Raw genomic sequence first — 17,247 nt, 5'->3', positions numbered from 1 at the left:
GTCGGCCTCTGGTGCGCGGGGGTGGCGGCGGTCACCCTCGTCGGTCTGGCAATCAAATTGATGATCGGGACGTGATCGATTTTCCCATCGCGCTCTAAAAAGCCTCGCTCAAGTTTCGCCGGCTAACTTCACTCAACACGTCAGCAGGCGATCGCCGCAGACGGAGACAGGACCGCACCCTCCTCCCCTGCAAAGCGATCGCCTGCTGAGGTGACTACCCTCTAGGTCGCCGGCTGCGACCCTGTTGCCCCTTCTCATAAAGCCCGCCGTTTGTTAGCAGTGCGCCGCAAGGGCGCCCCGCTTCCGTGTCGAAAGCCGAGGGACGCTCGAACATCCTGGATCTGCGTTTGGCCGGAACGGTCACGCTTCAGGCAAATGGACGAGACAGATGCAGAAGACCCCCGCGCAATGCTCCACCATGGCCGATGTGCGTGCCGAGATCGACCGGCTCGACCAGGCGCTGATGACGCTGTTTGCCGAACGCTGGGGCTATATCGACCGGGCGGCCGAGATCAAACGGCCGCTGAAACTGAAGGCCGATATCCCGGCCAGGGTCATGGAAGTGCGTGAGAACGCCCGCAAGAACGCCGCAAACTTCAATCTCGATCCTGACTTCTACGAGGATATCTGGGCACGGCTCATCGGCCACGCGATCGCCCATGAGCAACGGCTGCTCGGAGAAACCGGCGACGAATAGCCGCCCTTTCGGCCAACCCCTTCGCCGACGTCAGCGGCCGAGGATGTAGCTTTGAAGACGGTCCGCGGCTTCCTTCACCTGAGCCGGGTCGCGCAGGAAACAGGCACGCATGAACAGCGAGCCGCCATCGCCGAAAGCAGTACCAGGCGCCAGGCCCACGCCTGTCTTGTCGACGATATCGATCGCGGCCGCGCGCGAATCGGTGACGCCGTCGATTTTCAGGAACGCATAGAGCGCACCGTCAGGCTTCAGCGTTTCCACGCGGTTGGTGGCAATCAGCGCGTCGCAGAAGACGTCACGGTTTTTCGCGGCCTTGGCGACATTGGCATCGACGAAGGCATCGCCTTCGTCGAGCGCCACGACGGCACCGCGCTGCATGAACTGAGCGACGCCTGACGTCGAATACTGTACCAGGTTCTCGAGCACCTGCCCGATCTCAGGCGGAGCGACGATCCAGCCGACGCGCCAACCGGTCATCGACCAGTTCTTCGAGAAGGAATTGACGAACAGGATCCGGTCGCCTTCCTCCATGACGTCGAGGAAGGACGGCGCGCGGGCGCCAGCATAATAATAGAGCGCATAGATCTCGTCGGCGATGATCCAGAGGCCGTGTTTGCGCGAAAGCGCCAGGATCGCCGCCAGTTCTTCGCGCGTCGCGGTCCAGCCCGTCGGGTTCGACGGCGTATTGATGAACAGCGCTTTGGTCTTCGGACCGATGGCTGCTTCCAGCCGCTCGAGATCGAGCTGCCACTTGCCGTGTTCGAAGCGCAGTTCGACGGAGACAGGACGGACGCCGGAGAGGTCCGCGGCGGCTGCAAAATTCGGCCAGGCCGGCGTCAGCAACACCATTTCGTCGCCGGGCGATGCGATCGCCTCGATCGAGAGCTTGATCGCCTGCATGCCGGAGCCGACGACGTAGAAATGCTCGGGCGAAAGGGCCTTCTGGAAGCGCCGCTGATAGTAGCGCGACAGCGCCTCGCGCAGCGGCGGGATGCCGCGCTGCCAGGTGTAGAAGGTCTCGCCGGCGGCAAGTGCATCGCGCGCAACATCGCTGATGAAGGCAGGCGTCGGTAGGTCGCCCTCACCGACCCAGAGCGGGATCAGGCCGTCACGTCCGCGGGCATAATTCACCACCTCGACGATGCCGCTTTCGGGCGCCGCGAGTGCACGAGGGCTGATGGTGCTCAGGATAGTCATCGGCGGGCTCCGAAGGCACGATGTCTCAGGCAGGACCGCCTGAGGCCATCGTGAAAGATTCCAATGGATTGAGCGGAGGTGGACCGCTCTAGACTGCCCGTCGCTTCTAGCCGCTTTCGCCCATGCGATCACGCGACTTTATCTGACCGGTTTATCGATTTCTGTGATGTTTCGCGGCCCCGGTTGGCCGGGGCCGCGAGGAAGGGTCACGCCCGCTGTTTCAACAGGTCGCGGATTTCCGAGAGAAGCTGAATGTCCTCCGGCGGCGGAGCCGCCGGGGCCTCGTCCTTCTTTTTCTCGACCGACGCACGTAGGCGGTTCACGGCCTTGATCATCAGGAAGATGATCCAGGCAAGGATCAGGAAGTTGATGAGGATGGTGATGAAGCTGCCGTAGGCGAAGACCGCGCCCTGCTGGCGGGCAGCGGCGAGAGACGTCGCCGTGACGTTGGCCGAGAGCGGCACGAAGTAGTTGGAGAAATCGAAGCCGCCGCCCGTCAGCGCGCCGACGATCGGCATCACCAGGTCATCGACGACCGATGTCACGATCTTGTTGAAGGCGGCCCCGATGATCACGGCGACGGCGAGATCCATCACGTTCCCGCGGGCAATAAACTCCTTGAACTCATTCAGCATACGTCTCTCCGTACTATCCCCGTTGAAAACGACCGCCGGCGCTGTCCCGCGCTGCAACCGTTTACGGAAACTAAACCAAAGCGGGCAGCGAGAAAACCTTTCTTTGCCTTTGATCAATTGGCGCCTGCGAAAAGAAGGATGCCCCACCGCCACACGCACTGGACCATTTTCTCTTGCAGCACCTTGGACTTAAGACTCATACGCCGGGCAATTCTCAACCCGGCGGACTTGTCCTATGCTTTGCCCCGGAGGAATGAGGCATGCTTTCAGGTTCGGTCATCTTTGCCTCGGCCTTCGCCTATCTGCTGCTGCTGTTTGCAGTGGCGAGCTATGGCGACCGGCGGGCCAGGAGGAACAGCGCTGCGCTGAAGGGCAGACCGCTCGTCTATGCGCTGAGCCTTGCCATCTATTGCACCTCCTGGACCTATTTCGGCGGCATCGGGCTTGCCGCCGAGCGCGGGCTCGAATTTACCGGCATCTACATCGGGCCGATCCTGATGTTCACACTGGGCATGCCGCTGATCCGCAAGATCATTCGCCTCGCCAAGACCGAAAAACTGACCTCCGTCGCCGACTTCATCGCCGCACGCTACGGCAAGAACCCGGCCGTGGCGGCGATCGTCGCGCTGATTTCGCTGGTCGGCGCCATTCCCTATATCGCACTGCAGCTCAAGGCGATCTCGAGCTCGGTCGCGGCAATGATCAATACCAGCGATTACGGCATCGGCAAGGGGCAGAGCTTCATCGACCTGCCCCTGCTCGTTACCCTGTTCCTCGCCTGTTTCGCCATCGTCTTCGGCACACGCCACACGGATGCGACGGAGCACCAGGACGGGCTGATCCTGGCGATTGCGATGGAATCGCTCGTCAAGCTCGTAGCGCTCGTCACAGCAGGCTTCTATATCGTCTTCGTCGTCTTCAACGGCCCTGCCCATCTCTGGTCGCTGGCACAACAGAGCCCAGCGGTGCAATCGGCGCTTTCCTATGAGACGCCGACGGCGCGGTGGGTCCTGCTGATCGTGACCTCCGCCTTCGCGATCATCATGCTGCCCAGGCAGTTCCATGTGACCGTCGTCGAAAACCGTACCGAAGGAGAGCTTCGCACCGCGGGCATCCTCTTTCCACTCTATCTGATCGGCATCAATCTCTTCGTGCTGCCGATCGCCATTGCCGGCATCCTGACCTTTTCCGGCACCGGCGACGCGGATCTCTACCTGCTGACCTTGCCGCTCGCCAACGATCTGCCGGTGCTGACGCTGATCACCTTCATCGGCGGCTTCTCGGCGGCAACGGCCATGGTCATCGTCGCCTCGGTGGCGCTGTCGATAATGATCTCCAACGACATCGTCATGCCGGTGTTCCTGCGGCGCAATCTCAGCCAACGCGGCGGCCTGCAGGAAAACCTGGCAGGCACGCTGCTCAACATCCGCCGCTCGGCGATCTTCGTCGTGCTTCTGCTCGGCTACGGCTACTATCGCTCCGCCGACATCAGCGCCGGTCTCGCCTCGCTCGGCCTCCTGTCCTTCGTCGCCATCTCGCAGATGGCGCCGGCATTGCTCGGCGGTCTCGTCTGGCGCCAGGCCAATGCGCGCGGGGCCATCACGGGCATGGTCTCAGGCTTCCTCGTCTGGGCTTATCTCTTGTTCCTTCCGAGCCTCGGCGGGCCCGACAATTCCCATGTGGCAACGACGGTCCTAAGCTTCCTGCTGCCGTTCACCGATCTCTTTTCGGGCCCCAATGCAGACCCGCTGGTCAATGCCACCGCGCTGAGCCTGCTCGTCAACTGCACCAGCTATGTGCTTGCGTCGCTGACGCGCACACCGAAGCCGATCGAGCGCTTCCAGGCCGGCGTCTTCATCACCCGGCGCTCGCGAACCGAAGGCGCCTTCCGTGGCCGCAAGACCAAGGTCACGGTGCGCGACCTCAAGGCGACGATCGCCCGCTACATGGGGGCCGAGCGCATGCAGCGCTCGTTCCATACCTATGAGCGCCAGACCGGCCGCTGGCTCGACGACAACGCGCCCGCGGATATGGCCGTCGTGCATTTCTCCGAGCAATTGCTCGGAAGCGCTATCGGCTCGTCCTCGGCGCGGCTGGTGCTTTCCCTGGCGCTGCAGCGCGGCGACGACACATCGTCCGAGACGGCCTGGCTGCTGGACCAGGCGAGCGAGGCGCTGCAATACAATCAGGACATGCTCAACACCGCGCTTGCGCAGATGGACCAGGGTATCGCCGTTTTCGACAACGCCAACAACCTGATCATCTGGAACCGGCGTTTCCGCCAGCTGCTCGATCTGCCGGAGGCTGCCGGCCAGGTCGGCTTTCCGCTTGCCGATATCGTCGCAGTCCTCAGCAAGCGCGGCGATATCCGCAAGGACGAGGAAAAGGGACTGATCGCCAACTTCCTGACGCTCGACAAACCTTTCCTGCTCGAGCTCGGCAATGGCGAACGCATCATCGAAGTGCGCACCAACGCCATGCCCGACAAGGGTATTGTCACCACCTATACCGACATTACCCAGCGCGTCGCCGCGGATATGGCGCTGAAGCAGGCGAACGAGACGCTGGAGCTGCGCGTCGCCGAGCGCACCGGCGAGTTGACCCGCGTGAACCACGAACTCGCCGAGGCCCGCGCCGCAGCGGAAGAGGCCAATATCGGCAAGACACGCTTCTTCGCAGCCGCCGGCCACGATATCCTGCAGCCGCTCAATGCCGCCCGCCTCTATTCGTCCTCACTGGTCGAGCGGCTCGGCGATTCCGACAACAGCACGCTCGTCGAAAACATCGATTCCTCGCTGGAATCGGTCGAGGCCATTCTCGGCGCCGTGCTCGACATTTCGCGCCTCGACACCGGGGCGATGAAGGCGCGGGTGCAATCCGTCCCGCTCAATGACCTGCTCCGGCGCATCGAGACCGACTTCGCCCCGATGGCGCGCGCGAAGGATCTTGAGCTCGTGGTCATGCCGACCTCGCTCGTCGTGCGCAGCGATCCGAACCTGCTTCGGCGCGTTGTGCAGAATCTCGTGTCCAACGCGATCAAATACACGCTCACGGGCAAGGTGCTGGTCGGTGTGCGCCGGCGCGGTGCGATGGCGACGATCGAGGTGCTCGATTCCGGCATTGGCATCCCCTCGTCCAAGTTCCGCACCGTCTTCAAGGAATTTGCGCGGCTCGACGAAGGCGCACGAACCGCTTCCGGCCTTGGCCTCGGGCTTTCGATCGTCGACCGCATCTCGCGCGTGCTCAACCATCCGGTCGGCCTGCAATCGACACCAGGCAAGGGTACGGGCTTCAAGGTGACCTTGCCGCTCGACGCGAATGCGGGTGAGCGGGTTGCGGTCCGCCCGGTGGCTCCGAGCAAGGCCAGTGAAGCGCTGAATGGCCTGCGCGTGCTTTGTATCGACAACGAACCGCGCATCCTTGAGGGTATGCGAGTGCTGCTTTCGGGCTGGGGATGCATCGTCAGCACGGTGGAGTCGATCTCCGCCTGCGCGGAGATCGAAGGGCAGCCAAGTGAACGGCCGCATGCGATCATCGCCGATTATCATCTCGACGATGGCAGCGGCATCGAGGCGATTGCAAAGCTCCGGGCACACTTCGGCGAGGCAATACCGGCGCTTCTGGTAACAGCCGACCGTTCGCCGGAAGTCCGCGCGGCGGCGGAGCGCGACGGCGTCGCCGTGCAGAACAAGCCAGTGCGGCCGGCGGCGATGCGCGCCTGGCTGACGCAGCTTTCGACGACGGCGAGAGCTGCCGCGGAGTGAGCGTTCCAAGTTACACGGGGAGAATGCGGCTGCAGCGTTTGACTGGCCGCCCTCAGGCGGCCGCGACCGAGCCGATCTTCGACAGCTGGATGACGGCCTGGGTGCGGCTGTCGACGTTGAGCTTCAACAGGATCGCCGAGACATGCGCCTTGATCGTCGCCTCGGACACGCCGAGTTCGTAGGCGATCTGCTTGTTGAGCAGGCCCTCGCCCAGCATGCTGAGGACACGCGACTGTTGCGGTGTCAGCGTCTGCAGGCGCTGGAGCAGGTCGGCGACCTCCGGCTCGTACTCTTGCGCCTGATCGTAACCAGCCGGCACGAAAACTTCTCCGGCCATGACTTTCTCGATGCCGTCACGGATCTCCTCGATACCGGCCGATTTCGAGAGGAAGCCGGAAGCACCGAGGTCAAGCGCGCGGTGGATCGTGGCCGGATCGTCGTGGGCAGAGACCACCATGACCGGCAGGCTCGGAAACTCCGCGCGAAGTGCTATCAGGCCTGAAAGACCGCTCACACCCGGCATGGTCAAATCCAGCAGCAGGAGGTCGGCGTCGGGACGATCGGACGCCGCCTTGCGGGCGGTCGCAAAATCGCCCGCCTCGACAACATTGGGCGCTCCATCCAGGCCGCTCAAGGCCTGGCGCATTGCGCCGCGAAACAGCGGATGGTCGTCGGCGATGATGATGGTCATGTCCGGTGTCATGCTGCTCCCTCCCAAGAGCCCGGAATGAAATCTGCACGCCCCCACGCGCTGACCCGCATCCCGCATGGCCGCTCCGGCGTCTCAGGTCTTCTGCGGCTCCTGCTCAGGATCGCTGCCTTCGAGGTCCTTCACGATATCCATGAATTTACGCATCATTCTTTCCATGATGCCCATTGCCCGGTCAATCTCTTCCTCAGCCGGAAGGTCCTGTTTTGCGGCACTTTCACCGGATTTCACGGCCTTTTCCAAAGCCTCGACCCGTTTCGCCAGGAGGTCGATCTCCTGATCGAACGCGGCCCGTTCGTCGGCTGCCATGCGGCAGACGAGCTGGCCGTCCTTCTCCTGACAGAGCGACACTTCGCCGGTCTGGGTATCGAGCCTGGCAATGCCGGTCTCGGACTTCTGCATGCTGTAACGACCGGGCGCCGGATCCTGGGCGCTTGCGCTGCCGGCCATTGCCAGACCGGTACCGATCAGAAATGCGACAACAACAGTTCTCATGACGTCCTCTCCATTGCGACCCTTGCGAGGACAGCGCCTGCGCTTGAACGAAAAGAGCGAAATCGATCTTCGCCAGCGATTATGCGCGAATCGTCGTCCTTCTGCGATGGACAATCGCTCATATTTGCGGCAAGGCCACGACAGAAGATTACGGGGACAAAAAGACACCATGGATTCCACCATCTACAAGATCGTTCCGGCCTCGCTATGGCAGGAAGCCAAGCGTAGCGGTCGCTTCGACGGCGCGCCGGTCGATCTCGCCGACGGCTTCATCCATTTTTCGACCGCCGAACAGGCCGTCGAGACCGCCGCTCGGCATTTCGAGGGGCAGGAGGGCCTGCTTTTGGTCGCCGTCGATGGCGACGCGCTCGGTGAAGAGCTGGTCTATGAGCCCTCGCGCGGCGGCGCCCTCTTCCCGCATCTCTACGCCCCGCTCTTCCTCTCCGCCGTCGTCTGGGAAAAACCGCTGCCGCTTGGCGCCGACGGCCTGCATAGCTTTCCGGAACTTGACGCATGAACCCGCTTGCCAGTATCGCCCGCCGCGGCCTCTTTCTGTTCGACCCCGAGGCCGCGCACGGCCTGTCGATCAAGGCGCTGAAAACAGGAATGGTGCCGAGCTGTCCGGCCAAGGCCGACAAAAGGCTTTCCCAGACGGTCGCCGGCCTTAGCTTCCCGAACCCGATCGGCATGGCCGCCGGCTACGACAAGAACGCCGAGGTGCCGGAAGCGCTCTTAAAGATCGGTTTCGGCTTCACCGAGATCGGAACCGTGACGCCGAAGCCGCAGGCCGGCAACGACAAGCCACGTATCTTCCGGCTGGTCGAGGACGAGGCTGTCATCAATCGCCTCGGCTTCAACAATGAAGGTCACGGTGCGGCGCTCGCGCGACTGAAGGCGTGTTCGCGCGATGCGCTGATCGGCGTCAACATCGGCGCCAACAAGGACAGCGCCGATCGGATCGCCGATTATGTCAGCGGCATCCATACGTTCTATTCGGTCGCCCGCTACTTTACCGCCAACATCTCGTCGCCGAACACGCCGGGCCTGCGCGACCTGCAGGCGCGCGAGAGCCTCGCCGCGCTGCTCTCGGCCGTGCTTTCCGCCCGCGACGAGGAGGCCCTGCGCAGCAACCGGCGTGTGCCGGTGTTCCTGAAGATCGCACCGGATCTGACCGAAGAGGGCATGGACGATATCGCCGCCGAAGTTCTTGCCCACGGCCTCGACGGCCTGATCGTTTCCAACACGACGCTGTCGCGTGACGGACTGAAGGACCAGCGCCAGGCGCAGGAAGCCGGCGGTCTCTCGGGCAAGCCGCTCTTTGAAAAATCGACGGCGGTGCTTGCCCGGATGCGCAAGCGCGTCGGACCGAAGCTGCCGATCATCGGTGTTGGCGGTGTCAGCTCTGCGGAGACCGCGGCAGAGAAAATCCGTGCCGGCGCCGACCTGGTGCAGCTCTATTCCTGCATGGTCTATGAGGGCCCGGCGCTTCCCGGCCGCATCGTTCGCGGCCTCTCCGATCTCTGCGACCGCGACCGGCTCGCCTCGATCCGCGACATCCGCGACAGCCGCCTCGACTATTGGGCCGGCCGGAACGTCTGACGCGCCTTTGCGGGGATCCGCGATAGCAGGAACAGGCCACGCATCAGCAGAAACAGGTTGAGACCCGCCCACAGGCCATGGTTGCCAAAGGCGGGTACCAGCACCGCAAGCGCTGCGACATAGGCTATGAAAGCCGCGACCATCATGTTGCGCATTTCGCGCGACCAGGTGGCACCTATGAACACGCCGTCCATCAGGAAGGCAAGCGCGCCGGTCATCGCCGTTACCGCCGCCCAGGGCAGATACTCGTAAGCGACAGCACGAACGTCGGGCGCCGTCGTCAAGAGATCAATGAGTCCGTCGCCAAATAGCAGGAAGGCGGCGGTCGTCAGCAAAGCAAGCCCCAGCGACCAGGCGGCCGTCAGCCGCAGCGCGCGATCGAAAGCCGGGCGGTAGTGCGCCCCGATCGAGCGGCCGATCAATTGCTCGGCAGCGTTGGCGAGGCCGTCGAGATAGTAGCCGGCGACGAGGAAGATCGTCATCAGCACCGCGTTGGCTGCAAGTGTCACCGGCCCGAAGGCCGTGCCGATGCGGGTCATCAGCGTGAAGGCGGCCAAGAGCACGAAGGAGCGGATCATGATGTCGCGGTTGAGGCCGAAGAGCGGCTTCAGCCGCTCGCGATCGACGATTTCAGCCCAGCTCGGCGCATCCTTGCGGTCGAAGCGGCCATAGACGATGGCAAAGCCGGCGAGCGCGCCGATGATCTCGCCGGTGACCGTTGCAAGCGCGACACCCATCACGCCCCAGCCGAGAACGAGGCCGAGCAGGATCGACAGCACGATGTTGATGCCGTTGATGAGCGTCTGCAGCATCAGCCCGATGGTGCCCTCGCCGCGGCCGAGCACGAAGCCGAGGATGGCATAGTTGGCGAGCGCTGCCGGAGCGGAGATGATGCGACAGAGGAAATAGGTGGATGTCACCGCCGCCACCTCCGGCTCCGGCCCCATCAGCCAGAGACCGCCAGAGAGCAGAAATGGCGAAATGAGTATACTCGCCGCGCCGCAAGCGAGTGCGATGATCAGGGACCGCCAGAACACCGCCTGCTGCTCGCGTCGGTCGCCGCGGCCGTAGGCCTGGGCGACGAGGCCGGTTGTGGCGGCGCGCAGGAAATTGAAGGTGGTGAAGATCAGATCGAATATGATGGCGCCAACCGCAAGGCCGGCGAGCAACGTTGCCTGCCCCATCCGCCCGACAACCGCCGTGTCGACCAGGCCGAGCAAGGGCGTCGTCAGAAAGCCGAGCGTCATCGGCAGGGCGATTGCCAGGATCAGCCGGTGGGAGACGTGGAAAGCGCCGGCGGTATTGCTCGGCGAAGCGGGAGAAGCGGCGGTCATCGAACGGTCCGGGTGCGACAGGAGAGTGATGACCTTTTTAGGGAAAGTCCATGGGCGGATGCAAGCACGCCGTGCAGTTGTGGCGATCTAATGGCGTGCCCTAGCGACGCCTCTCACCCTAGCCCTCTCCCCGCAGGCCGGGAGAGGGGGCGTGGCAAACGCAACCATTTCCGACGGCTAGCCGGCAGAGGTTCGGGTGCGCGGGGTGCGCGAATTGCGATGGGTTGCTTCACGGTCGAGCGAGCGCCACACGTCTCCTTCTCCCCGCCTGCGGGGAGAAGGTCCCGGCAGGGGATGAAGGGCGGAAATCTTGGCGAAGAGCAGTTAAGCCGACAGCACCATCGCCCAGAACGGGCGATTGTCGGAGGCGGCATTCTGGGCGACGGCGACGCCGAGGCCGCGGTAGTTGCCGAGCATGTTTTCCAGATGCCTGGGCGACTTGTACCAGGCGTCATAGGCACGCTCGGCATCGTCCTGGCCCATCGCGATGTTTTCGGCCGCCGGCAGGGTTACCCCCTGGCCCTTCATCCGGTCGTAGAAACTGTCGTTCCAACCGATGAGGTGCTGCATCTTGCCTGATTTGGCCATGCGCGCCGCCTGGTTCATGGCGGCGACCGACGCAGCGCGGTCCTGAACGAGCGGGGTCAGCCCCCTGCCCTTCCTGAGCTCGTTGACGTAACCGAGGCTCGCCCCGGTCTGGTCGCTGCCGGTACCGCTGGCGGACGTCAGCACCTGAGACGTGGTGCAGCCGGCGAGCGCACCGAGCGAGAGGATGGCGGTGGCGCGCAGCAGGCCGCGGCGCTCGATCACAAGAAACCGGTCCTGCATCGTCAGCGTCGGTAGCTCAGGACACGCAGGATGACGAAGGCTGGAACGACGATCGCCGCACCAAGTAGCAGATAGTCGCCCACCCGGCCAAGTGCGGCAAAGCCGGTGTACCAGAGGTCGAGCAGGAAGTTGCGCACGGCGAAATAGATATCGGTCGGATACCAGCCGAAGATGGTCATGACGAAGCCGACGAGGATCGATACCACGACGAGCTTGACCAGCACACGCAGCGGCGAGTCGCCCAAAAATCTGTTCATTCCGTCCGACATGCGCGAACTTCTCCTGTTTGTCTTCACATAAGCCGCGATCAGCACCGTCGCAAGTCGCCGGGCGTAACAGACGGAGCCATGCTCTTTGTTTCCGCCAGATTCCGCTTGTATTTTGCGGCCTACGGCGTCAGAAGCGCTGATCGCAACCAATATCTCACATTGATGACGCTCAACCAGCTCTCCTCCGGCGACCTGATCGCCGACCGCCGCGCCGACTACGCAAAAATGCTTGCCGAGGGGGGCGAGCCCGCAAGTGCTGCCGAACTCATGGCGCAAGCGCTGGAACAGGCACCCAACTGGGCAGCCGGCTGGTTTCGGCTGGCGGACTATGAGGAAAAATCTGGCCGGAAAGAGGCAGCGATCGACGCGCTCAGAAAAACCCTGGCGCTCAGCCCCGACGACATTTTCGGCGCCGGGCTGAAACTGGCGCTTTTGGGGGCCACCGCCATGCCGGACCAGCCGCCGAGCCTCTATGTCGAACGCCTCTTCGACGACTATGCCGACCGTTTCGACAAGGCCCTGGTAGAGAAGCTCGGCTACACGGTGCCGCAGAAGCTCGCAGCGCTCATTCAGGGCCATACCGGGCAAAGCCACACCGGAGGCCTGATCTTCGAGCATGTGACGGATCTCGGCTGCGGCACCGGCCTCTTCGGCGAACGCATCCGGGATCAGGCACAGTTCCTCGAAGGTTTCGACCTTTCCATCAACATGCTCGCCAAGGCCGAGGCGAAATCCACCTACGATCGGCTGGCCCGCGCCGACCTTTCGCTCTCACCGGATGCCTCCGGCATCTTCGGCAACTTCGCCGCCCACCGCGCCGACCTCGTCAGCGCCGCCGACGTGCTGATGTATCTCGGCAATCTCGACAGCGTCTTCGACATCACTTCGCGCCTCCTGACCGCGGGAGGTTACTTTGCGTTCTCCGTGGAAGATGCGGGAGAAGGTCCGGAGTTCCTGCTGCGACCGTCCCTGCGTTACGCCCATAGCGAAGCCTATATCCGTGGCCTCTGTACGGCGCATGGCCTGGATCTGCTGGCCATCGAACGTACCGTCATCCGCATGGACGCCGGCGAGCCGGTGTTCGGCATTCTGTTCCTGGCGCGCAAGCCTGCATAAAACGCAAGGCAGAGTCGCAAAAATAGGTCAGCATAACTGACATATTTTTCTTGATTGTTGTTGTGCGTTGCAGCATTGCTCAGACCATCGCAATCGAGGATTTGCCATGGCTCAGATCAGCAGCGTTTTCGGTCTCTGGAACACCAGCCCGACCCGGCACACGGTCGTCGAGGACCTGCAGGGCATCTTCACCGGCAGCCTGATTGCAGCGCTCGGCCTCTATTTCCTCGCAAGCGCGGGCTTGCTTACAGGCAGCACGGCGGGCGTCGCCTTCCTTTTGCACTATGCGTTCGGCATCAATTTCGGCCTGGCCTTCTTCCTGCTCAACCTGCCGTTCTTCTACCTGTCGCTGAAGCGGCTCGGCCCGGCCTTCACGGTGAAGACCTTCATCGCGATCGGCCTGACGTCGTTCCTCACCGACATCCAGTCGCGCCTCTTCCAGATCGGCACGATCCAGCCGGCCTGGGCAGCCCTGCTCGGCGGCCTGCTTCTCGGTTATGGCTTGCTGGCGCTCTATCGCCACCGCGCCAGCCTTGGCGGCGTCGGCATTCTCGGCATCTATCTGCAGGAGCGCTTCGGCATTCGCGCCGGTCTCGTGCAGCTCGCGATCGACATGGTCGTACTCGTCATCGCCTTCGGCGTGACCTCGCCCACAGTCGTCGCCTGGTCGGTGCTCGGCGCGGTCGTCTTGAACCTGTTCGTGGCCATCAACCACCGCGCCGATCGCTACATCGCGCTATAACAGCGCGGAACGCGGAGCAGACCTCAGGCAGCCTTTACCGGTTGGTCGACCGGGTGCTGCGACCGCAGGCCGACAGCGACCCGGTTCCAGACATTGATGACGCCGATCGCCATGGTGATCTTGGTGATTTCCGCCTCGTCGAAATGCTCCCGGAGCGGCTCGAAGTCCGCGTCGGGCGCGCCGGTCTGGGCAAGGTTGGTGAGCGCTTCGGTCCAGGCCAGCACCGCGCGTTCGCGGGCGTCATAGATCGGCGATTCGCGCCAGGCGCAGATCAGGTGAATCCACTGCTCGCTCATGCCGGTGTGGCGCGCCTCTTTCACATGCATGTCGATGCAATAGGCGCAGCCGTTGATCTGCGAGGCGCGCAGCTTGATCAGGTGGATCAGGCGCGGCTCCAGACCCGATTCCTTGATGATGTAGCTGTCGAAGGCGGCCGCGGCCTTATAGGCGTCGGGAGCGGATTTGACGAAGTTCAGACGCGGTTGCATACTCTTCTCCTTGGATTGAACGAGGATTGATGGTTCAGGCGCTGGCGGTCGATTTGCGTTCGTTGATCGCCAGAAATGCACTCGTTCGCGCTGATACGCTGCCGTCATCCTTGGCATTGAGATCGTCCAGGATGCTGGCGATGGTCACGCGCCGCAGCTCGGCGCGATAAGCCTGTTCCGCCTTCAGCATCGCGACATTGATCGTGCAAGGTGCGGTCGGCTTGCAGGCATAGGGATTGGGCCCGCGCAGGCGGATCTCGTTGCAGCGGAACGCCGGCTCCGGTCCTTCGACCGCAAGCACGATGTCGAGCAGGGTAATCTTCTCCGGCGTGCGCGCAAGGCGGTAGCCCCCCTTCGGCCCCGGAACCGCTTCCAAAATACCAGCGCCGGACATCGCCTGCAGGTGCTTCAACAGGTAGCTGGTGGAGACGCCGTGGAACTCGGCAAGGGCGGCGGCCGACAGCGTGCTGCCTGGCTGAAGACAGCTCAGCATCGTCACACTGTGAATGGCTTGCTCCACTCCATCTCCGAGTTTCATCGGCACCTCCTAAATCGTGGATATTTTTTATCTACGATTTAGGAGGTGAGTCAATAGGCGGCCGGCGGCCGGCCCGACGGGCTTCTCTTTTGACGAATTTGATCTACCTTTGTTCTCCGTGAACAGGATCGATTCCAGAGAACCGCAGGGCGATGCCCTGACCTTGCCCGCTCCCTTTCTGCGCTGGTTCGGCGAAAAGGGCTGGCAGCCGCGCGCCCACCAGCTCGAACTTTTGGCCCGCACCGAGGCCGGGGAAAGCACGCTCTTGATCGCGCCGACGGGTGCCGGCAAGACGCTGGCCGGCTTCCTGCCTTCGCTGGTTGACCTCACCCACCGTGGCAAGGTTCCACCGGGCTCCGCCTTCGTCGGCATCCATACGCTCTACATCTCGCCGCTGAAGGCGCTGGCCGTCGATATCGAACGCAACCTGATGAAGCCGGTCGGCGAAATGGGGTTGCCAGTGCGCATCGAAAACCGCACGGGCGACACGCCCACCGCCAAGCGCCAGCGGCAGAAGCTCAATCCGCCCGACATCCTGCTGACCACGCCGGAGCAACTGGCACTGCTGCTCGCCAATGGCGAAGCAAGCCGCTTTTTCAAGGATTTGCGCTACGTCATCTTCGACGAACTGCATTCCCTCGTCACATCGAAGCGCGGCCACCTCCTGTCCCTCGGACTGGCGCGACTTCGCCGGCTTGCGCCCGGCCTGCAGACGATCGGCCTCTCGGCAACGGTCGCCGACCCCATGGATCTGCAGCGCTGGCTCGCATCGCAGGAGCCGGATGCCCGCAATCATGCCGGCCTCGTGCAGGTGCAGGGTGGCGCCAAGCCGAAGATCTCCATCCTCAAGACGGAGGAGCACGTGCCCTGGGCCGGACACTCGGCACGCTACGCGATCCCCGACGTCTACGCCGCGATCAAGGAACACGGCACCACCCTGCTCTTCGTCAACACCCGCAGCCAGGCGGAGCTTCTCTTCCAGGAGCTTTGGACGAACAACGACGACAATCTGCCGATTGCCCTGCATCACGGCTCACTCGACGTCGCCCAGCGCCGCAAGGTCGAGGCGGCGATGGCGGAGAACCGGCTGCGCGCCGTCGTCGCGACCTCGACGCTCGATCTCGGCATCGACTGGGGCGATGTCGATCTCGTCGTGCATGTCGGCGCGCCGAAGGGCGCAAGCCGCCTCGCCCAGCGCATCGGCCGCGCCAACCACCGCATGGACGAGCCGTCGAAAGCGATCCTGGTGCCGGCCAACCGCTTCGAGGTGATGGAATGCCAGGCGGCGCTCGACGCCAACTATGTCGGCGCCCAGGACACGCCGCCGGTCGGCAAGGGCGCGCTCGACGTGCTTGCCCAGCACGTGCTCGGCATGGCCTGCGCCGCGCCCTTTAATCCGCTCGACCTCTATGCAGAAATCACCAGCGCCTCGCCCTATGCGGCCCTTGCCTGGGAGACCTTCGAGCGCGTGGTCGATTTCGTCGCAACCGGCGGTTACGCGCTGAAGACCTATGAGCGCTATGCCCGCATCCGCAAGACCAAGGACGGGCTCTACCGCGTCTCCAATCCGCTGGTGGCGCAGCAATACCGGCTGAATGTCGGCACCATCGTCGAATCGCCGATGCTCAACGTGCGCATGGTGAAGCGCAACCAGCGCGGCTCGCTCGGCCGTGGCGGCATGGCGCTCGGCAAGGTCGAGGAGTATTTCCTCGAAATGCTGTCGCAGGGCGATACTTTCATGTTCTCCGGCAAGGTGCTGCGCTTCGAAGGCATCCGCGAGAATGAATGCCTCGTCAGCCAGGCCTTTTCCTTCGACCCGAAGGTGCCGAGTTATGCCGGCGGCAAGTTTCCGCTCTCGACCTATCTGGCGCAGCAAGTGCGCAAGATGCTTGCCGATCCGGCACGCCGGGCGCCGCTGCCGGAACAGGTGCGCGACTGGCTGTCCTTGCAGAAGGACGTCTCGATGCTGCCGCGCGAGGACGAGCTTTTGATCGAGACCTTCCCGCGTGGCAGCAAGCACTACATGGTCATCTATGCCTTCGAGGGGCGGCTGGCACACCAGACCCTCGGCATGCTGCTTACCCGGAGGCTCGACCGCGCCGGACTGAAGCCGCTCGGCTTCGTCGCCACCGATTATTCGCTGGCCGTCTGGGCGCTCGACGACCTCGGTACGACCTTCGAACTCAGACGCGGCGCGCTCGCCGAGCTCTTCGACGAGGACATGCTCGGTGACGACCTCGAAGCCTGGCTGAACGAATCCTTCCTGCTGAAGCGCACCTTCCGCAATTGCGCCGTCATTGCCGGCCTGATCGACCAGCGCCATCCCGGCAAGGAAAAGACCGGCCGGCAGGTGACGGTCTCGGCCGATCTCATTTACGACGTATTGCACGCGCACGAGCCGGACCACCTGCTGCTCGAGGCCACCCGCAACGATGCGGCAACAGGGCTTTTGGACATCGCCCGCCTCGGGGATATGCTGAAACGAATCAAGGGCCACATCACCCACAGGCGGCTCGACCGGATCTCGCCGCTGGCGGTGCCGGTCATGCTGGAGATCGGCAAGGAAATGATCCAGGGCGAGGCGCAGGACTTCCTGCTTTCGGAGGCTGCGGACGACTTGATCCTTGAAGCCATGGGCGGGTTGGATGTGGAATGACGGGAAGGTCGTCTTGAGGAAGAGCAGACTGTCGCGTTGGGCGGGTTACCCTCCTCTGGGCGCTCTGGCACGTCCGGCGGGTTACCCCCCTCTGGCCTGCCGGCCATCTCCCCCACAAGGGGGGAGATCAACTCGTGGCTGGCTGCTCGTTCCAACGGGAAAGTTCATGCAGCCGGCGAG

General features: G+C 63.4%; 16 protein-coding genes. 7 read left to right on the top strand and 9 right to left on the bottom strand.

The window, feature by feature from the left end; all coding sequences use genetic code 11:
* The first annotated feature begins 388 nt into the window (after positions 1-388).
* Positions 389-697: a chorismate mutase family protein gene (locus tag BBX50_RS05810; RefSeq protein WP_065774375.1), complete on the top strand. Its 309-nt coding sequence runs from the start codon at positions 389-391 to the stop codon at positions 695-697.
* Positions 698-727: 30 nt separating this feature from the next.
* Here BBX50_RS05810 and BBX50_RS05805 read toward each other — a convergent pair whose 3' ends face one another.
* Together BBX50_RS05805 and mscL are read right to left on the bottom strand one after the other, a co-directional pair.
* Entirely contained in the window at positions 728-1,894 is a 1,167-nt protein-coding gene (locus BBX50_RS05805; RefSeq protein WP_065774374.1) for a pyridoxal phosphate-dependent aminotransferase, read from the bottom strand.
* Between the two features lie 206 nt (positions 1,895-2,100).
* Positions 2,101-2,529 (bottom strand): large conductance mechanosensitive channel protein MscL, encoded by a 429-nt coding sequence (gene mscL, locus BBX50_RS05800; protein ID WP_065774373.1) that lies wholly within the window; start codon positions 2,527-2,529, stop codon positions 2,101-2,103.
* Positions 2,530-2,789: 260 nt separating this feature from the next.
* On the opposite strand from mscL, the gene BBX50_RS05795 reads away from it, so the two are divergent.
* Positions 2,790-6,293: a PAS domain-containing hybrid sensor histidine kinase/response regulator gene (locus BBX50_RS05795; RefSeq protein WP_065774372.1), complete on the top strand. Its 3,504-nt coding sequence runs from the start codon at positions 2,790-2,792 to the stop codon at positions 6,291-6,293.
* 52 nt (positions 6,294-6,345) lie between these two features.
* On the opposite strand, the gene BBX50_RS05790 is transcribed toward BBX50_RS05795, so the two are convergent.
* Positions 6,346-6,996: a response regulator transcription factor gene (locus BBX50_RS05790; protein WP_065774371.1), complete on the bottom strand. Its 651-nt coding sequence runs from the start codon at positions 6,994-6,996 to the stop codon at positions 6,346-6,348.
* 81 nt (positions 6,997-7,077) lie between these two features.
* Complete coding sequence (locus BBX50_RS05785; protein WP_065774370.1) at positions 7,078-7,497, bottom strand: hypothetical protein; 420 nt, start codon at positions 7,495-7,497, stop codon at positions 7,078-7,080.
* Between the two features lie 169 nt (positions 7,498-7,666).
* Here BBX50_RS05785 and BBX50_RS05780 point away from each other — a divergent pair, with 169 nt between their 5' ends.
* Entirely contained in the window at positions 7,667-8,014 is a 348-nt protein-coding gene (locus BBX50_RS05780; protein ID WP_065774369.1) for a DUF952 domain-containing protein, read from the top strand.
* Positions 8,011-9,096: a quinone-dependent dihydroorotate dehydrogenase gene (locus BBX50_RS05775; RefSeq protein WP_065774368.1), complete on the top strand. Its 1,086-nt coding sequence runs from the start codon at positions 8,011-8,013 to the stop codon at positions 9,094-9,096. Before BBX50_RS05780 ends, BBX50_RS05775 begins: the two co-directional genes overlap by 4 nt.
* Here BBX50_RS05775 and BBX50_RS05770 read toward each other — a convergent pair.
* From BBX50_RS05770 to BBX50_RS05760, 3 genes are all read right to left on the bottom strand, one after another.
* Entirely contained in the window at positions 9,072-10,430 is a 1,359-nt protein-coding gene (locus tag BBX50_RS05770; protein WP_065774367.1) for an MATE family efflux transporter, read from the bottom strand. The two genes, BBX50_RS05775 and BBX50_RS05770, sit on opposite strands and share 25 nt — an antisense overlap.
* Before the next feature lie 324 nt (positions 10,431-10,754).
* On the bottom strand, positions 10,755-11,258 hold the full coding sequence (locus BBX50_RS05765; protein WP_065774366.1) for a CAP domain-containing protein: 504 nt from the start codon (positions 11,256-11,258) through the stop codon (positions 10,755-10,757).
* 2 nt (positions 11,259-11,260) lie between these two features.
* Positions 11,261-11,527, bottom strand: a complete 267-nt coding sequence (locus BBX50_RS05760; protein WP_065774365.1) for a DUF6460 domain-containing protein — start codon at positions 11,525-11,527, stop codon at positions 11,261-11,263.
* Between the two features lie 162 nt (positions 11,528-11,689).
* On the opposite strand from BBX50_RS05760, the gene BBX50_RS05755 reads away from it, so the two are divergent.
* Positions 11,690-12,643, top strand: a complete 954-nt coding sequence (locus BBX50_RS05755; protein WP_065774502.1) for a methyltransferase — start codon at positions 11,690-11,692, stop codon at positions 12,641-12,643.
* 106 nt (positions 12,644-12,749) lie between these two features.
* Positions 12,750-13,385: a YitT family protein gene (locus BBX50_RS05750; protein ID WP_065774364.1), complete on the top strand. Its 636-nt coding sequence runs from the start codon at positions 12,750-12,752 to the stop codon at positions 13,383-13,385.
* Between the two features lie 23 nt (positions 13,386-13,408).
* Here BBX50_RS05750 and BBX50_RS05745 read toward each other — a convergent pair whose 3' ends face one another.
* A complete protein-coding gene (locus BBX50_RS05745) occupies positions 13,409-13,873 on the bottom strand; it encodes a carboxymuconolactone decarboxylase family protein (RefSeq protein WP_065774363.1) in 465 nt (154 codons plus the stop codon).
* Between the two features lie 34 nt (positions 13,874-13,907).
* Entirely contained in the window at positions 13,908-14,411 is a 504-nt protein-coding gene (locus tag BBX50_RS05740) for an Rrf2 family transcriptional regulator (RefSeq protein ID WP_065774362.1), read from the bottom strand.
* A 109-nt stretch (positions 14,412-14,520) separates the two neighbouring features.
* Here BBX50_RS05740 and BBX50_RS05735 point away from each other — a divergent pair, with 109 nt between their 5' ends.
* Positions 14,521-17,067, top strand: a complete 2,547-nt coding sequence (locus tag BBX50_RS05735) for a ligase-associated DNA damage response DEXH box helicase (RefSeq protein WP_065774361.1) — start codon at positions 14,521-14,523, stop codon at positions 17,065-17,067.
* The last annotated feature ends 180 nt before the right edge of the window (positions 17,068-17,247 follow it).

This window comes from Ensifer sp. LC11, assembly GCF_001695835.1.
Taxonomy (GTDB): Bacteria; Pseudomonadota; Alphaproteobacteria; order Rhizobiales; family Rhizobiaceae; genus Ensifer.
The sequence above is the reverse complement of the archived record's forward strand: the minus strand, read 5'-3'. Positions and strand labels throughout refer to the sequence as shown.

Excerpts from the sequence above, each read along its gene's own strand:
- BBX50_RS05795 (WP_065774372.1), top strand. The coding sequence starts at position 2,790 with ATGCTTTCAGGTTCGGTCATCTTTGCCTCGGCCTTCGCCTATCTGCTG.
- BBX50_RS05755 (WP_065774502.1), top strand. The coding sequence starts at position 11,690 with ATGACGCTCAACCAGCTCTCCTCCGGCGACCTGATCGCCGACCGCCGC.
- BBX50_RS05760 (WP_065774365.1), bottom strand. The coding sequence starts at position 11,527 with ATGTCGGACGGAATGAACAGATTTTTGGGCGACTCGCCGCTGCGTGTG.
- BBX50_RS05805 (WP_065774374.1), bottom strand. The coding sequence starts at position 1,894 with ATGACTATCCTGAGCACCATCAGCCCTCGTGCACTCGCGGCGCCCGAA.
- BBX50_RS05750 (WP_065774364.1), top strand. The coding sequence starts at position 12,750 with ATGGCTCAGATCAGCAGCGTTTTCGGTCTCTGGAACACCAGCCCGACC.
- BBX50_RS05770 (WP_065774367.1), bottom strand. The coding sequence starts at position 10,430 with ATGACCGCCGCTTCTCCCGCTTCGCCGAGCAATACCGCCGGCGCTTTC.
- BBX50_RS05780 (WP_065774369.1), top strand. The coding sequence starts at position 7,667 with ATGGATTCCACCATCTACAAGATCGTTCCGGCCTCGCTATGGCAGGAA.
- BBX50_RS05745 (WP_065774363.1), bottom strand. The coding sequence starts at position 13,873 with ATGCAACCGCGTCTGAACTTCGTCAAATCCGCTCCCGACGCCTATAAG.
- BBX50_RS05810 (WP_065774375.1), top strand. The coding sequence starts at position 389 with ATGCAGAAGACCCCCGCGCAATGCTCCACCATGGCCGATGTGCGTGCC.
- BBX50_RS05740 (WP_065774362.1), bottom strand. The coding sequence starts at position 14,411 with ATGAAACTCGGAGATGGAGTGGAGCAAGCCATTCACAGTGTGACGATG.
- mscL (WP_065774373.1), bottom strand. The coding sequence starts at position 2,529 with ATGCTGAATGAGTTCAAGGAGTTTATTGCCCGCGGGAACGTGATGGAT.
- BBX50_RS05785 (WP_065774370.1), bottom strand. The coding sequence starts at position 7,497 with ATGAGAACTGTTGTTGTCGCATTTCTGATCGGTACCGGTCTGGCAATG.
- BBX50_RS05790 (WP_065774371.1), bottom strand. The coding sequence starts at position 6,996 with ATGACACCGGACATGACCATCATCATCGCCGACGACCATCCGCTGTTT.
- BBX50_RS05765 (WP_065774366.1), bottom strand. The coding sequence starts at position 11,258 with ATGCAGGACCGGTTTCTTGTGATCGAGCGCCGCGGCCTGCTGCGCGCC.
- BBX50_RS05775 (WP_065774368.1), top strand. The coding sequence starts at position 8,011 with ATGAACCCGCTTGCCAGTATCGCCCGCCGCGGCCTCTTTCTGTTCGAC.